This window comes from Kitasatospora sp. NPDC085895 (genome assembly GCF_040702125.1).
GTDB classification, from domain to species: Bacteria; Actinomycetota; Actinomycetes; order Streptomycetales; family Streptomycetaceae; genus Kitasatospora; species Kitasatospora arboriphila.
Genome location: NZ_JBFBJY010000126.1, coordinates 1 through 14,510, shown reverse-complemented (window position 1 = coordinate 14,510; position 14,510 = coordinate 1). Strand labels below are relative to the sequence as shown.

The window sequence follows — 14,510 nt, the reverse complement described above, 5'->3', positions numbered from 1 at the left end:
AGCAGGACGTGCTTGCCGAAGATCCACGGGCCGGTGTCGACCACGATGTGGGAGGAGTCGACGTCCTCCGTGTGCTTGTCGATCCTGCCGATGTGACCGTCCTCGGCCTCGACCCGGTAGCCGGTCAGGTCCGTGCCCGGGGTGTAACCGACCGCGTTCCGGTAGTCCCACATGCCGCTCACAACTGCCTCCTCACTGCCGGAATCCGACACGCCGTCTCCCCCGGCCGGACGCATCCATGCGCCCTCGTCCACGACCGCCCGGCCGGTCGGCCGCGACCACCAGGGCCGGCACCGGACCCGGAACGGACCGGTCAGCTCGGGCTGTTGGCGGGCCCGGCGGGTTCGAGGGGGAACAGGGCGTCGGCGCCGGTCATCTCCAGCAGCATGAGGACCTGCTCGCACGGGGCCGCCAGGCGCATTTCGGTGCTCTGGTTGCGGGCGCGGGTCCGGGTGGTGAGCAGGGCGTTGAGGCCCGCGGAGTCGCAGAAGGCGACGCCGGCGAGGTCGACGGTCAGCACGGACGGTGAAGGGCGCTCGTCCAGGGCCTGTTCGATGGCCCGGGACAGCAGGGGCGCGGAAGCGAGGTCGAGGTCTCCCGCGGCCGCGAGGACCGGGCCGTCGGTTCCGGGGCGGGCGGTGGTGGTGAAGCGGGCACCGTTGCCGTGAGTCATGTCGAACTCCCTCTGCCGGTTGCGCTGCACGACCCGCTCCAGGATAGGTGATTGGAGCGTACGGTGGACCGGGGCGAGCGGACACGCGGCCTCGCCGTGCCTGTGCTCGACGCCGGCGGACATGCTCGTGCCCGGCACTGTGGACGTGTGTGACCCGAGGCCGGTGGACATGGGAAGGTTGCCGGCGGACACAGGCGGCGGGCCGCCGGAAAGACGCAGGGAAGAGCGAGTGGAGGGCTCACGGGGATGACGGCAGCAAGCTCCAGAAGCGGGCCGTGGTACGCCGCCTTCGACGGCGGGCCCGGCACCCCCTTGCACGCGCGGGAGAGCGCCGCCGCGTTCCTGACCGCCATCGCCGACCAGGCCCCGCCCACCGATGCGACCCGGTTCGACAAGGCCCTGCTGGTGGTCTCCGAACTCGTCACCAACGCTGTGCGCCACGCTCCCGGTCCCGTGGTTCTGACCCTTGACGCCGAGGACGGGGGCATCGGCATCACCGTGCGCGACACCAGCCCCGTCCTGCCCGAGCCCCGCAGTCCCGACCTGCTCGGCGGCACCGGCGGGTTCGGCTGGTCCGCCATCATCAAACCCCTCGCCATCGACTTCGACGTCCGCTCCCACCCGGGCGGCAAGGAGATCCACGCCCTGCTGCCCTGGTAGGCCCGGCCGGGCCCTGACTCGATGCCCGGCCGCCGAGTGGCGCGCCGCCGGGGATCCCGCCCCTGTGCCTGTTCCCTCCCGCGGGACGGGCCGGCGCGGCGATGTCCGGGCGGCTGCGGGCTTCCTGTCGCCGCCGGGACGGGGCTGGGCCGGGCCGGGACCGGTCAGGGGTCGGCCTGCGCCGCTGCCGGGTCGGTGGCCGTGTCTCCTCGACGTGGTGCAGGAACGCGTCGGGGCCGGGGGTGCAGGGCGGTGGGGTGCGGTCCGTCGCGCGGGTCCAGCTCGTGGAGGATCTGTTGCGTCTCGTCCGTGATCGATCCGTGCAGGGACCGGACGGCGGGGCCGTGGTCGGCGCTGCACAGTGCGTCGGTGGCTGCCGTGTGGCGGTCCTGCCCGCGGTCCAGGGCCTGTGTGAGGTCGTCCGTGTGGGCGGGGTTGCGGACGAGGTCGCGCTGGATCCGGGCGAAGGCGTCCAGTGCGTCGCCGACGGCGTGCAGGACGTCACCGAGCGGCTCCATCCTCGCGCAGGCTTCGGCACGGGCCGCCGCTTCGCGGGGCAGCCGGCGTTCACCGCGGGCGAGGTCGTCCAGTCCGCGCAGGACCGAGCCGAGCTGGTCGCAGACGTGGCCGAGGCAGGTGAGCCCCTCGTGCAGCGGGTCGAGACAGGCCGCCGGGTCGGTGCCGCGCCGCAGGCGCCTGGGGTTGAGCCGGATCCCCTCCTCCGCCTGCGCGGTCGCGCGGCGGGCGCGGTCGAGTTCGCGGGCCGCCGTTTCCACCCGGCGCAGCCACCCGTCGGAGGTCTCCTCGTCCCAGCCCTCGCGCAGGCCGTCGGCCGCGCGGTGGGCGACGTCGGCCAACCTGTGGGCGGCCTTCGCGCAGTGGTGGCCGGCGTGGCCGACGTAGGTGGGTGGCGCGGCAAGGAGGTTGACGAGGATTCCGGCCGTGACGCCGAGGACGGTGTCCCAGATGCGGACGGGGGCGTAGGGGGCGCCGGTGCTCAGGACGAGCAGGACGGTGACGGGGACCTCGGTCGCCCGGGAGCCGAGCCGCAGCAGCCGTCCCACGGCCAGGCAGGCTCCGACGGCGAGGCCGACGGTGGCGAAGTTCGCTCCGGCCAGGCGCAGCAGGCCCAGGGCGGCCAGCGCGCCGAGGATGACGCCGCCGATCTGCTGCAGGCCCTGCGCCACCGTGCGGAAGACCGTGAGCTGGACGGTCAGCAGAGCGGCCAGGGGCGCGAGGACGGGTTGCTCGTCCTCGCCGAGGAGCAGGACCGCGGCCTCCCACGCCAGTGCGCAGGCCGTCGCCACCTTGAGGGTCTGCGCGACGGCCTCCCGGTGCGGACGAAGGCTTCGAACGGGGTGGCACGCTGCATGCCGGACGGCCTTCGCGCGGGCCGCGGCGGCCTTCCGCCACCGTGCAGGCCACCGGCCGCGAGCGCTCACGGCCGCTCCGGTGTCCGCACGAGTTCTGCGGTGCAGGAGGCGCAGCGGCGCGCCTGCGCGGGGACCGGGGACAGGCACTCCGGGCAGTCGCGCTTCGGCGCCGGCACGTCGTGGTGCGGGGCGTACCGCTCGTGGAGCCTGTTGACGGGCAGAACGACGAGGAAGTACAGCACGGCAGCGGTGAGCGAGAAGCCGATCACGGCGTCGATGAACGCGCCGTAGGGAAACTGCACGTGATGGGCGGTGAGGGACCGCCGGCTGAAGTCACCCGTGACGCCGGTGGCGAGGGCGACCAGCGGTGTGAGGAAGGCGCGGACCAGGGCGGTGACCACCCCGCTGATGGCCGCACCGATCACCACACCCACCGCAAGGTCGACGACGTTGCCGCGCAGCACGAACCCTCGGAACCCCTTCACGGAGGACCCTCTCCCTTCTCGGCACCACCTGTTCGGTCCGGTCGTGCCCCGGCAACCGTGTGCGCGCCCCTGCCTGCACACACTGCCGGCAGGCACCGCGGGCAGGACCGACAGGGCCCGGGACGGCAGTCGTCTGCCCCGGCTACTGCCCTGCACGCCCCGTGCGTCGGGCCGTCCCTGCGGCGCTGCCCCGGGGGCGTGGACGTCGGACAGGACCGCAGTGGCTCTGTCCACGAGAACGGGTTCTGATCCAGCTTCTGGGCTCTGTCGCTGACTGAGGGGTCCGTGCCGACCATGAGCGGACGGTGGGCATGACCTCGGCGTGATGGATGCGGCGCGTGTGGCTGACCTTCTCTTCCCGGGGACCGCCGTGGAGGCCGAGGAGATGGTTCTCGGGGATGACGAGGTTCGTCCCGCCGTGCGGTCGGCGGCGGCGTCTTACGGACCGTCCGGCAGCCGGCCGACGGGTGCGCCTGGGCTGGAGGCACGTCGTCTCGTGGCCCGGATCTCCGGACGTCCGGTCATGACGACCTGCCGGGGCACCCCGCTCCGTCTCATCCGCGCGCTGCCCGTTCCGTCGTCGGGACTCGTCCCGCATCCCGGGCGTGGACGAGTTCGCCGTCCGACGCGGTCGCACCTGTGCGACAGCCCTCGTGGACATGGACTCACCCGCGAGATCCAGCAACTGGGCTACCGCGGTGACGTCAACGCTGTTCAGCGCCATCTGCGGCTCTACCGGACCGGAGCGATCGCGGTCGCGTCGGGCTTTGCAGCGCTGTCGGTTGCCTGCGCCGGCGAGGGTGTGCTGAAGGCCGACGGCGAGCCGGGCGAGAGCGGTGCCCTGCAAGACCGCCGTTCGGGCCACGCACCGGCCAGCGGCGCAGTGCTGGCGTCTGCGTCCGGTTCTTCCGGCACGGTGCGCACGCCGGCGGCCGACGGTGGGCAGGTGCACAGCCGATTTCGTGCCTGCGCACGTGCGGGTGCGCAGCTTCGGAGTGGTGGCGAGGCCAGCAGCATCATCGCCCGCCGGTGGCGCACCGAGCTGGTTCTGCCCCGCCGCACGATCCTCCGTAACTGCTGCCCCTCCTGGGAGGTCGGTCTCCGGACCTTGACCGGTTCCGCCACCCGTGCCCCTCCCGAACTGGATGCCTCTCGACGTCCAACCGGCCCACGGGCACCGACGCCAACCCGGTACCCATGTGGTCACAGCGCTAGGGGGTGCTCGCCCGCATCGCCGTGGGGAGCCGGTCGGTGGACAGCTGGGCGGCCAGTACCGTGGCCTGCGCACGGTCGAAGCCGCCCGTGATCTGCGCGGTGCCGGTGGTGATCGCGGACGACACCAGCGGATGGGAGATGACCGTGCCGTCCAGGACGACCGCGACCTGGTTCGTGGGCTCGGTCCCGGCGGCCGCCGCCGTGGTCAGCTCCCCGAAGGCCTTGGCACCACTGGCGGTGAGGGTCAGCTCCACCTGCCAGCCGTCGGACAGCGGACCGTCGAAGGCCCTGGCCTTGGCGATCTGGGCCCCGTCCACCACCGCCGCGCCGAGCACGAACGCACTGGCACCGCCGCCGGCCGCAGCCGGCTCGCGGCCGCAGGCCACCATCGCCCCGGCGGGTTCCGGTCCAGCCGGAGGGGTGGCGCCGGCGCAGTCGAGGGCGGAGAACTGCTGCCGCAGCGGATCGGGCACGGTGCCGAGGGCGGGTGCACCCGCCGTGGCGACCGCCACCACCGGCCGGAACGAGAGGGCACCGCGGGCGCCCAGGCCGGACAACTCCTTCGTCACGTCGCCCCCGGCGGACAACCGGACCGCCGGGCCCGCCACCTCCGCCGTCACGTGGTACAGGCCGATGCTCTCGGCGCGGCGCTGCAGCAGACCGGCGGCGAGCTTCAGCTGGGCGTCGTTCAGCGGCTCGTCCGGCGTGTACAGCACGGCGGAACGACGCTCCGGGGCGGAGCCGTCCACCATGGTCCCCGAACAGGCCGTCACGACCGGGACGGCCAGCAGCAGGGCGGCCAGGCGGGTGGCCGTTCGGACCGTGACGGGGCCGGCGGCGGGGTTGATCGACGTCATGCGGCCAGTCTGGTACACGGCCGGGGGCGGCCCGCAGGGGTTGACCCGAATGTGACAGGTCCGTAGCACGTCGACGACGCCCGGTCGATCACCGCTGCCGGGTCGGAGCCCGCCCGTTGACCGCGCCCGTCCCCAGCCCCCGTTGACCGCGCCCGACCACCGCGCGTCGCACACCGGCGGAAATCGGCCGGATTCCGCGGACCGCCGCATGGAGGATGCGCCTGCGGGCAGCGGACCGCGGAACACGGCACCGCCGATGGACCCTCACGCAGGAGGACGAGAGCATGGCAGCCCTTCAGGATGCAGCGACCCGGCAGCTCACGAACCGGCGGACGGCGGTGACGCCGCGGATCGAGAATCCCGGCAGCGTCGCGCCCGCCGACGCCAAGGAGCTGTCACGGGACCTCTTCCGCCGGCTGCAGGCGCTCGACGAGGGCAGCGCCGAGTACTCCTACGTCCGCGGCACGCTGGTCGAACTGAACATGGCGCTGGTGCGGTTCGCGGCCCGGCGCTTCGCCGGCCGCAGCGAACCGATGGAGGACATCGTCCAGGTCGGCACGATCGGCCTGATCAAGGCCATCGACCGGTTCGATCCGGACCGCGGCATCGAGTTCACCACCTTCGCCCTGCCCACCATCACCGGCGAGATGAAGCGGTTCTTCCGCGACACCTCCTGGATGGTCCACGTGCCCCGCGGCATGCAGGAGCTCCGGACGGTCCTGGCGAAGGCCTCGGACGAGCTGGAGCAACTGCTGGACCGCCGCCCGACGGTGGCCGAACTCGCCGCGCACCTCTGCCTGGAGGAGAGCGAGGTGATCGAGGGCATGAAGGCCGCCAACGCCTACGCGGCGCACTCGCTGGACGCGCCCTCCGCCGACGACGAGCAGGGCGAGGTCCTCGGTGCCCGCCACGCGGTGGAGGAGACCGGCTTCGACAAGGTCCTCGACCTGGCGTCGCTCAAGCCCCTCCTCGGTGCGCTGCCCGACCGCGACCGCATGGTGCTCTCCCTGCGGTTCGGCGCCGAGATGACCCAGAGTGAGATCGGCGAGCGCCTGGGCGTCTCGCAGATGCAGGTCTCGCGCATCCTCACGCGCATCCTCACCCACCTGCGGAAGGGCATCCTCGCCGAGTGACGGGCCGTGCTCGGACCGGGGGTGACGCGGGGCCGGTCGTCGGCGGTGCGCCGAATGCGGCTCCCCGGGGCGAAGGCACGGGGGTGCGGCGGAGAAAACGGGGCAGCCGGTCGGGCAAGGACCCGACACGGGAGGCAGGGCATGGACAAGCACGGGAACGCGCTGAAGGCGATGGGCTGGGCACGCACCCTGCCCGTCTCCAGCGGCGTTCGGGCCGGCCGCGCCCGGGCGCGCCGCCACCTCGACGAACTCGGCTGGACGAGGCACGCGCCCCAAGCGGCCGACGCCGTCGTGCTCACCGTCTCCGAGCTCATCACCGACGTCCACGTCCACGCCCGCAGCGATGCCCGACACCGTGCTCACCTGGGACGGCGTCTGCCTGTACGTCAGCGTCCACGACGACTCGCCGCAGTTGCCGCGCCCGCGCGAGGCCTCGTCCGAGGCCACCTCCGGCCGGGGCATGCACGTGGTCGACGCCCTCGCCGACGACTGGCAGGCCCGTCCCGATGCACGGGGCAAGACGGTGACCGCCTGTTTCCACCCGCCCGGCCGGCCCGGCCACTGAGCGCAGGGGCCGGGCCGGCACCGGGCGGACGAAGGGGCGGGCGGGTGTGCCGGCGGAGAGCGGGGACGGAGAAAGCGGCGAAGGTGCCGGGACGGAAGGAGGGGCGGCCTTGAGGACACCACCGCGGTTGAGGGCGCTGACGACCGTGGCCGCGGACGGGGTGCGGCGCCACTTCTTCGTGCCGGACGAGGCGCCGCCCGAGGTCCGGGCCGAACGGCCGCCGGCCGCCGCCCGTCCTCCTCGATCCGGACGGGCGGTCCGGCCGGACGGCTCCTGGTTCTCGGCGGGGTTGCGCCTGGCCCTGGGAGCCCTGCTGGGATGGTTCCTGGTCCGCCAGCTCCTGCGGTTGGAACAGCTGTTGGCACTCGTGGTGCTGGCGGCGTTCATCGCGGTGGGACTGGAACCGCTGGTCGGAGGGCTGGTGCGGCTGAGGCTGCGCCGCGGATGGGCGGTCGCCGCCGTCCTCGCCGTGTTCTGCGCCGTCACCGCCGGCTTCCTCGTCCTGGTGATCCCGCCGGTGGGCCGGCAGGCCGCCGTCCTCGCCGACGCGGTGCCGGGCTGGCTCCGGCAACTGCACGACCACCAGTCGGCGCTGGGCCGGGTCGAGGACCACTACCACCTGGTCGACCGGGCCCGGCACGCGGTCGGCGGGGGCGGCACGGATCTGGTCGGCGGGGTCGTCGGCGCCGGCCGGCTCGTGCTCGACACGGTGGCGTCCCTGGTCGTGGTGGTCACGCTGACCCTGTACTTCATGACCGGCCTGCCCGGGATCAAGGAGTTCTGCTACCGCTTCGTCCCCGGGAGTCGGCGCGGGCGCGCCCGGGAGATCACCGAGGAGGTGCTCGCCCGCACCGGGCGCTACATGCTCGGCAACCTCCTCACCTCGGCCGTCGCAGGGCTGGCGACCTTCGCGTGGTGCGCGGTGGTGTCGGTGCCGTACGCCGCCGTCCTGGGGATGTTCGTCGCCCTCATGGACCTGGTGCCGATGGTCGGCTCGACCGTTGCCGGCGTGGTGGTCAGCCTGGTCGCCCTGGCCGTCTCCTGGCCCGTGGCCCTGGCCACCGCCGCGTTCTACATCGGCTTCCGCATGCTGGAGGACTACCTGATCATGCCGCGGACCATGAAGTACACCGTCGACGTCAACCCGCTGGTCACCGTGCTCGCCGTCCTGGTCGGCGGCGTCCTCATGGGCATCATCGGCGCCCTGGTCGCGGTGCCGGCCGCGGTGGCTCTGGAGATGGCCCTGAAGGAATGCGTCTTCCCCCGGCTGGAGAACTCCTGAGCGGCGCGCTCGCGCACCGGCGGCCGGGCGCGGACGGTCCCCGCGCCGACTGCGCCCCGGCCCCGCAACCGCGACGCGGGATCCCGGACAGGACCCGGTCAGGTGACGGCGGAGGGGAGGATGGTGAAGACCCGGTCGAGGCCGACGACGGCGAGGATCCGCAGGGTGTTGGCGGGCACGGCGGCCAGCGCGAGGTCGGCGCCGGCGGTCTGGGCGTGTCGTCGGGCCGCGAGGAGGGCGGTGATGCCGCTGGAGTCGCAGAACTCCAGGCCCGACAGGTCGATGACCAGGCGCTGAGCCGGGCTCAGGACGAGTTGTTCGACGTGGCGGCGCAGGGCAGGGGCCTGCTCGTAGTCGAGGTCGCCGGTCACGTGCAGGACGGGACCGGTGGAGGCGTCGCGGAGGGTGAGGTTCAGCATCATCCGGGGTTCGGTGCCGAGTGTGCGGGTGGACGGGTGGGAGGTACGCCGAGGGCGAGCAGGGCGGTGTCGTCGTCGAGGCCGTCGCCGAAGCCCTCCAGCAGGACGGCCAGTGCACCGATCATCTCCTGCGGCGTGGCGGGGGCGTGGCGGGCGGCGAACGCGCGCAGCGCGTCGTCGCCGAACAGGCTCCTGCGGGTGGGGCCGGTGCGGGCCTCGGTGAGGCCGTCGGTGTAGAGCAGCAGCGTGTCGCCGGGGTCGAGGACGGTCCGTGCGGCGGTGAGGGGTGCGTCGGGCAGGATGCCGAGGAGCAGTCCGCCGGGGGTGTGCAGGAACTCCGTCCGACCGTCGGTCCGGACCACCAGGGCCGGGGGGTGGCCGCCGGAGGCCAGGTGCACGGTGGCGGGGCCGCCGCCGGTACCGGGTTCGACGACCCCGAAGACCGCGGTGCAGTAGCGGGGGTCGCCGGCCGCGGTGTACTGCTCGTGGAGGACGGCGTTCAGCGTGGTCAGCGCCGCGACGGGGTCGGGGTCGTGGACGGCCGCGGCGCGCAGGGCGTAGCGGGTCAGCGAGGTCAGGGCCGCGGCCTCGGGGCCCTTGCCGCAGACGTCGCCGAGGAAGAACGCCCACCGGCCGTCCTCCAGGGAGAACAGGTCGTAGAAGTCGCCTCCGAGGCGGTCGGGATTGGCCGTGTGGTAGTGGACGGCGGTCTCCAGTCCCGGCACGGCGGGTAGAGCCGAGGGGATGAGGGAGCGCTGCAGTGCGGCGAGCGCGGCCGTGAGCCGTTCGCGGTCGGCCTCGGCCTGCCGGCGGGCCCGCTCGGCCTCGGCGCGGGCCCGCTCGGCCTCCTGACGGCGGCGCAGGAGTTCGGTCTCGTAGGCGCGCCGGTCCGAGGCGTCGAAGACGGTGGTGCGGATCAGCAGCGGCTCGCCGCGGCCGCCGTACTTGATCGTCGACGAGACCAGGACCGGGAGGCGGCGTCCGTCGGAACCCTTCATCTCCAGGGCGATGCCGCGCAGTTCACCCTGCATGCGCAGCAGCGGCGCGAAGTGGGTCTCGTGGTAGAGCTTGCCGCCGACGGTGAGCAGGTCGGTGAAGCGCATCCGGCCCACCACGGCGCCGCGGTCCAGACCGAGCCAGTCCAGCAGTGTCGCGTTGACCTTGGCGATGCCGCCGTCCATCAGGGTCGACAGGTGGCCGCAGGGCGCGGACTCGTAGAGGTCCTCGGCGCTGTCCTCCAGCAGCGTGCTGAACTCGGCGTCCGGGGCCGTCGGCACGGTGTCGGCCGCCGGCCGCGGCTGCCCGGGAGCCGGGCGCGTCACCGCCTCTCCGCGAGGAAGTCCAGGATTGCCGCGGCCGTGGCCTCGGGGGCGCTCAGCTGCGGGCAGTGGCCGGTGGCGTCCAGCGTGACCAGGCGCGAGGAGGGGATCGCGGCGTGCACGTACGCCCCGACCTCGCGGGGTGCGATCACGTCGTCGGAGCACTCCAGGACAAGGGTCGGGACGCGGACGCTCTTCAGGTCCTCGCGGCTGTCGGACAGGAAGGTCGTCCGGGCGAAGACCCGGGCGATGTCCGGGTCCATCGCGCAGAAGCTGTTGGTGAGCTCCTGCCCGAGCTCCGGCCGCTCCGGATTACCCATGATCATCGGCGCCGTCGCGGCGGACCAGCCCAGGTAGTTCGCCTCGAGCGATTCGAGCAGCTCGCCGATGTCCTCCTCCCGGAACCCTCCCCGGTACCCCTCGTCGTCGATGTAGCGGGGCGAGGGCGCCACCATCACCAGTCCCCCGATGCGCCGGGGCTCCGCCCGTGCTGCCAGTACCCCCACCATCGCGCTGACCGAGTGGCCCACGAACACCGCGTCCCGCAGACCGAGTTCACCGCAGACGTCCACCACGTCCTGGGCGTAGCCGCCGAGCGAGGAGTACCGGGACTCGCTCCAGGCCGACACCTCGGAGCCGCCGCAGCCGACGTAGTCGAACAGCACCACCCGGTACCGGCGGGCCAGGGCCGGCACCGCGAGACGCCACATGTTCTGGTCGCAGCCGAACCCGTGCGCCAGCACCACCGTCGGGCCGTCGTCAGGACCCTCGACCGTGACGTTGTTCCTGCGTCGAACGTCCATGCCGAGCATTCTCGCATCCGGATCGCGGCGCGGGCGCGCACAGGGCCTGCCCGTGGGTGCGGACGGCCTGCCCGTGCGGACCGGCGTTCCGGGTGGAGGCCCGGGTTTCGGCCCGGGAGCGGTGACCAGACGCGTGGATGCGGTCGCCGGACACGGAGCAGGGCCGGCGGCCGCGCCCACGACGGCGCGCGACCCCGAACCCGTGCGACCCGGCGGGGCCGTCGGGGGTCCGGGCGCCGCCGGCCGTGCGGGGCCGAGGGATCGGCCACGGCGGACTCGTGGTCGCCGGACGGGCCGTGCCGGCACGGATCACCCTGCGGCGGTCCGGTCGGCGCGGTACTCGGCATCGCCCGCGTTCTCGTCCCGCCCGGTCTCCGGCTCGTCGGTGTCGGTTCCCTCCCGCAGGGCGAGGTGGGTCATGACGTGGTCGGGGCTGCACCGTGCCGGTGCCACTCCCCGGGCGGAGCCCGGGCGCTACCCGCCGTTCACGCCTTCCATCGCCAGGCGGACCGTGGTCCCGTTCTCGGCGCTGCTGCGGATCTGGACGAGGTCGCACATCTGCTGGGCGAGCCAGAGCCCGCGGCCTCCGACCTGGCCGACGGTCGGCCGGACGAGTCCGGCCATCGGATCGGCGATGTGGCCGCTGTCGCGGAACTCGCAGACGAACCGGGTTTCCTCGGCCCAGGTGCGGAGTGTGCCGCCGCCCGCGTACTTGATGCTGTTGGCCGCGACTTCGGTGGCGGCGAGCAGCAGGTCGCGCAGGCGGTCGCCGGCCAGGGCGTGCCTGCCGGCGCAGACGGTGATCCGGTCACGGACGGAGGCGAGCTGTCCGGCGGTGAAGGCCAGCGCTTCGTCCGGGTCGCACGGGTCGGTGAGCGGTTCGAAGGCGTACGGTTCGTCGGTGTAGGCGCTGCCGGTGGTCGGCCCTGCGTCGCGCAGGACGAGCGGATGGGTGCGCTCGAGTGCTGCCAGCGTGGTACCGGCGGCGTCGGCCACGGTGTCGAAGGGGCACAGGAGCCACCAGATCGGCGCGTCGGCGAAGGCCCGGTTCAACAGCCATTCCTGGTAGCGCAGTTCCGTGCTCTCCGCGGAGGTGCGGCCCGCCCACGGGTTCTCGCTGATGGCGCGGACGGGACGGCCCTCCCGGGAGGCCTTCTCGATCCATGCCTGCCAGACCGGGATCAGCCGCCCGGGGTTGCGGCTCAGCTCGGCGGTGTCGAGGAACGACACCCGGTCGGCTGTTCCGGTGTCGGCCAGGGCTTGGCGGATGAGTTCCTCGTGCGGGTCCGAGACGGCGACCACGACCGCTTCGTCCGCGCCGAGGGCACCCTCGACGAAGGACAACGCACCGGCCAGGAAACGGTCCTCGCCTTCGAACGGGAAGAGGATGTGGCGCAGTCCCCTACCCTGTCCGGGGGCGGAGGCGGGGGTGCCGGAGTCGTTCACTGCTTCAGCTCCACGGGGATGTCCGGGCTGTCGAACCCGAGCAGCGACCAGCTGCGTCGAACGGTCTCGTTGGCGTGGTGGAGCACGATCCGGCGGTCGAGGCGCCCGCGGGCGGCCAGTGCGAGGGTGGTCAGTCCGGCGCTGTCCACGAAGTCCAGGTTCGTACAGTCCAGGTGCAGCACCGGTCCCAGCGGGAGCAGTTCGGCGAGTGCGGTCCGGAAGGCGTCGGCGCCTTCGGTGTCGACGACGCCGCTCAGGCTCCACCTGTCGCGGGCGGAGCTGAAGAGGCGGAACGCCGGGGCGGCGGCCGGACGGCCCAGGTGGTGCGGATGGACGCCGGCGGCCTGGTGGGCGGCCTCGGCCGTCAGGGACTCCCGGGCGTAGGCGCAGACGAGGATGGCGCCGCTGTCCGCGGCGAGGGCGTCGAGCCTGAGTTCGTGCCGGGCGAGGACGTCGGGGCGGGTGTCGGCGGCGGTGAGGGTGCTGAGGTCAGCCAGGACCCTCAGGGTGCGGAAGCCCTCACGAGTGGCGCGCTCCGTCCCGCGGCTGACGGCGGTGATCAGCGATTCCCAGGAACCGGGCGGGCCCACGGCACCGGCCCTCTCGCCGAGCACCAGGACCATGTCCCCGAAGAGTTGGCCGTCGGCGACGAATGCCTCCACGGGCCCGGCGAGGTCGTCACCGGGCCCGACCATCCAGCAGACGTGATCGCCCACGTCCACCGGATCGAGTGTCGCCACTCCGTGTGCCGTCCTCACTTCCGCTCCTCCCGCCCCCACCCTCATGCCACCCTAACCGCATCGGCACGCCGGCCGGCCGTTCCGGCGGTCTGCCGCCCGGGCGCGCGGCGGCCGGCACCGGCGCAGCCTCGTCCGGGGCGTACCCGCAGATGCCTCCGACGACCGCGTGGATGGTGCCGTCGGACGTCTCCACGGTGTTGTGGAAGTCCCCGCCGAGCGGCCCGTCCGCGGGCCCGTTCCGGGCGGGCGGTCTCCTGCGCCCGCTGGCGCGGGCCTGCTCCCTCGATGTGACGGACGGCGCGGAGCCCACGGTCCGCGGTCACCGGGCGGACCGTGTGGTGCGCTGCCCCACCGTCGCCGGTGCAGCGGTGCCGGCCGGCCGGTGCGGTGGGTGCCGCGCCGCGAGTTCGGCGCTGAACTGCGCCCCGGCGAGCAGGGCGAGATTGGACAGCCACAGCCAGATCAGGAACGCCACCACGCCGGCGAGTGAGCCGTAGAGCGCGCTGTAGGCGCCCATCGCCGATGTGTACAGGGCGAACCCGGTCGATGCCACCAGCCACAGCACGGCCGCCAGGACGCCACCGGGCACACTGAACGCCCGCCGGCGCGCGGGTTCCGGCCCGGTGCGGAAGACGACGATCACCAGGACCGTGACGAGGAGCAGCAGCAGCGGCCAGCGCAGGAGGCTCCAGGTCCAGGCGGCCGTCGCGTCCGTGCCCAGGAGCCGGCCCGTGCTCTCCGCCGCGGTGCCGGTGAGCACCAGGACGAGGGAGCTCAGCAGGAGCAGGCCGAGGAGGGCCGCGGCGGTCAGGACGATCCTGGGGGCGGTCCGCCAGCCGGAGCGCTGGTCCCGTGCGCCGTGCATGCGGTGCAGGGCGCGCCGGAAAACGGCGAGGTAGCTGGAGGCGGACCACAGTGCGCTGCCGGCGGCGCCGAAGAGCAGGCCCCAGGTCACCGAGTCCGTGCGCAGCATGCCGGTCAGGACGTCGTGCAACTGGCTGCCGGAGCTGCCCGGGGCGTAGACGGTGACGTGCACGATGAACGTCCGCGCGGTGGCAGGGCTGACGAGGCCGAGCGTGATGACGGTGACCAGCAGTGCGGGCAGCACGGCGAGCACGGCGTAGTAGGTGAGTGCGGCCGCGTCGTCGGTGACGTCGTCGCGCCACATCGCCAGCGGTACGGCTCGGAGAGCGGGGCGACGGACGGCCCCCCGGGCCGGGCGCGTTGCCGCGCACGAGGTGCTGTTCGACTCGGGCGCCCCGTCCAGGTTCCGGTCCGCCGTGCTTCCGTGTGGTGCGGGAACTGCTGCCGACTGCGCCGGCTCGCCCTGCGCCGGTCTGTGAATGCCCATGTGACTGCTCTCCGACGGGTCAGGGTGTCACCGGCCGGATGCCCACCGCGACGCGGTCGCACACCGGGATTCCTGCGGATGCGTGACCCGGCTCCTAGGGCTTGTCTGACGATTCGCGTCGCATCGGCGCGCGGCGTCGGGCGCCCGACCGGGCGTGCCGCCGTATCGGCCTCGTACTGGACGTACTCG

At 73.5% G+C, this 14,510-nt stretch carries 13 protein-coding genes and 3 pseudogenes; 4 read left to right on the top strand and 12 right to left on the bottom strand.

The features are described 5' to 3' along the window. A pseudogene (locus AB0442_RS39195) lies at positions 1-173 on the bottom strand (PRC-barrel domain containing protein); the annotation flags it as partial. 140 nt (positions 174-313) lie between these two features. Next, on the bottom strand, positions 314-673 hold the full coding sequence (locus AB0442_RS39190) for an STAS domain-containing protein (protein ID WP_366168300.1): 360 nt from the start codon (positions 671-673) through the stop codon (positions 314-316). Positions 674-919: 246 nt separating this feature from the next. Here AB0442_RS39190 and AB0442_RS39185 point away from each other — a divergent pair, with 246 nt between their 5' ends. After that, positions 920-1,333: an ATP-binding protein gene (locus AB0442_RS39185; protein ID WP_366168299.1), complete on the top strand. Its 414-nt coding sequence runs from the start codon at positions 920-922 to the stop codon at positions 1,331-1,333. Between the two features lie 164 nt (positions 1,334-1,497). On the opposite strand, the gene AB0442_RS39180 is transcribed toward AB0442_RS39185, so the two are convergent. The 4 genes and pseudogenes from AB0442_RS39180 to AB0442_RS39165 form a co-directional block, all read right to left on the bottom strand. Further along, on the bottom strand, positions 1,498-2,775 hold the full coding sequence (locus AB0442_RS39180; protein ID WP_366168298.1) for an aromatic acid exporter family protein: 1,278 nt from the start codon (positions 2,773-2,775) through the stop codon (positions 1,498-1,500). Continuing rightward, complete coding sequence (gene mscL, locus AB0442_RS39175; RefSeq protein ID WP_366168297.1) at positions 2,772-3,191, bottom strand: large conductance mechanosensitive channel protein MscL; 420 nt, start codon at positions 3,189-3,191, stop codon at positions 2,772-2,774. The genes AB0442_RS39180 and mscL overlap by 4 nt, the downstream gene beginning before the upstream one ends. Before the next feature lie 1,002 nt (positions 3,192-4,193). Further along, positions 4,194-4,316: pseudogene (locus AB0442_RS39170) on the bottom strand (IS630 family transposase); the annotation flags it as partial. An 86-nt stretch (positions 4,317-4,402) separates the two neighbouring features. Next, complete coding sequence (locus AB0442_RS39165; RefSeq protein WP_366168296.1) at positions 4,403-5,263, bottom strand: hypothetical protein; 861 nt, start codon at positions 5,261-5,263, stop codon at positions 4,403-4,405. Between the two features lie 284 nt (positions 5,264-5,547). On the opposite strand from AB0442_RS39165, the gene AB0442_RS39160 reads away from it, so the two are divergent. The 3 genes and pseudogenes from AB0442_RS39160 (at position 5,548) to AB0442_RS39150 (ending at position 8,243) form a co-directional block, all read left to right on the top strand. Then, the gene (locus AB0442_RS39160; protein WP_366168295.1) at positions 5,548-6,396 is read left to right on the top strand and encodes a SigB/SigF/SigG family RNA polymerase sigma factor; all 849 of its coding nucleotides are present in this window, start codon (positions 5,548-5,550) and stop codon (positions 6,394-6,396) included. Positions 6,397-6,537: 141 nt separating this feature from the next. Continuing rightward, positions 6,538-6,961, top strand: a pseudogene (locus tag AB0442_RS39155) (ATP-binding protein). 109 nt (positions 6,962-7,070) lie between these two features. After that, positions 7,071-8,243, top strand: a complete 1,173-nt coding sequence (locus AB0442_RS39150) for an AI-2E family transporter (protein ID WP_366168294.1) — start codon at positions 7,071-7,073, stop codon at positions 8,241-8,243. Positions 8,244-8,341: 98 nt separating this feature from the next. Here the strand turns inward: AB0442_RS39150 and AB0442_RS39145 are convergent, their stop codons facing one another. From AB0442_RS39145 to AB0442_RS39120, 6 genes are all read right to left on the bottom strand, one after another. Then, complete coding sequence (locus tag AB0442_RS39145; protein WP_366168293.1) at positions 8,342-8,665, bottom strand: STAS domain-containing protein; 324 nt, start codon at positions 8,663-8,665, stop codon at positions 8,342-8,344. Beyond that, on the bottom strand, positions 8,662-9,939 hold the full coding sequence (locus tag AB0442_RS39140; RefSeq protein ID WP_366168301.1) for a SpoIIE family protein phosphatase: 1,278 nt from the start codon (positions 9,937-9,939) through the stop codon (positions 8,662-8,664). The genes AB0442_RS39145 and AB0442_RS39140 overlap by 4 nt, the downstream gene beginning before the upstream one ends. A 41-nt stretch (positions 9,940-9,980) precedes the next feature. After that, entirely contained in the window at positions 9,981-10,784 is an 804-nt protein-coding gene (locus AB0442_RS39135) for an alpha/beta hydrolase (RefSeq protein ID WP_366168292.1), read from the bottom strand. A 474-nt stretch (positions 10,785-11,258) separates the two neighbouring features. Continuing rightward, positions 11,259-12,230: a sensor histidine kinase gene (locus tag AB0442_RS39130; protein ID WP_366168291.1), complete on the bottom strand. Its 972-nt coding sequence runs from the start codon at positions 12,228-12,230 to the stop codon at positions 11,259-11,261. Then, positions 12,227-12,952 carry an MEDS domain-containing protein gene (locus tag AB0442_RS39125; protein WP_366168290.1) on the bottom strand — a complete coding sequence of 242 codons (726 nt, stop codon included), beginning with the start codon at positions 12,950-12,952 and terminating at the stop codon, positions 12,227-12,229. The genes AB0442_RS39130 and AB0442_RS39125 overlap by 4 nt, the downstream gene beginning before the upstream one ends. Positions 12,953-13,289: 337 nt before the next feature. Beyond that, positions 13,290-14,138, bottom strand: coding sequence for a YihY/virulence factor BrkB family protein (locus AB0442_RS39120; protein ID WP_366168289.1), 849 nt, complete (start codon positions 14,136-14,138; stop codon positions 13,290-13,292). Positions 14,139-14,510 lie beyond the last annotated feature (372 nt).

What these genes read in the sequence shown, in the direction of transcription:
- AB0442_RS39190 (WP_366168300.1), bottom strand. Translation starts at nt 673, where the DNA reads ATGACTCACGGCAACGGTGCCCGCTTCACCACCACCGCCCGCCCCGGA.
- AB0442_RS39185 (WP_366168299.1), top strand. Translation starts at nt 920, where the DNA reads ATGACGGCAGCAAGCTCCAGAAGCGGGCCGTGGTACGCCGCCTTCGAC.
- AB0442_RS39165 (WP_366168296.1), bottom strand. Translation starts at nt 5,263, where the DNA reads ATGACGTCGATCAACCCCGCCGCCGGCCCCGTCACGGTCCGAACGGCC.
- AB0442_RS39160 (WP_366168295.1), top strand. Translation starts at nt 5,548, where the DNA reads ATGGCAGCCCTTCAGGATGCAGCGACCCGGCAGCTCACGAACCGGCGG.
- AB0442_RS39145 (WP_366168293.1), bottom strand. Translation starts at nt 8,665, where the DNA reads ATGATGCTGAACCTCACCCTCCGCGACGCCTCCACCGGTCCCGTCCTG.
- AB0442_RS39135 (WP_366168292.1), bottom strand. Translation starts at nt 10,784, where the DNA reads ATGGACGTTCGACGCAGGAACAACGTCACGGTCGAGGGTCCTGACGAC.
- AB0442_RS39120 (WP_366168289.1), bottom strand. Translation starts at nt 14,138, where the DNA reads ATGTGGCGCGACGACGTCACCGACGACGCGGCCGCACTCACCTACTAC.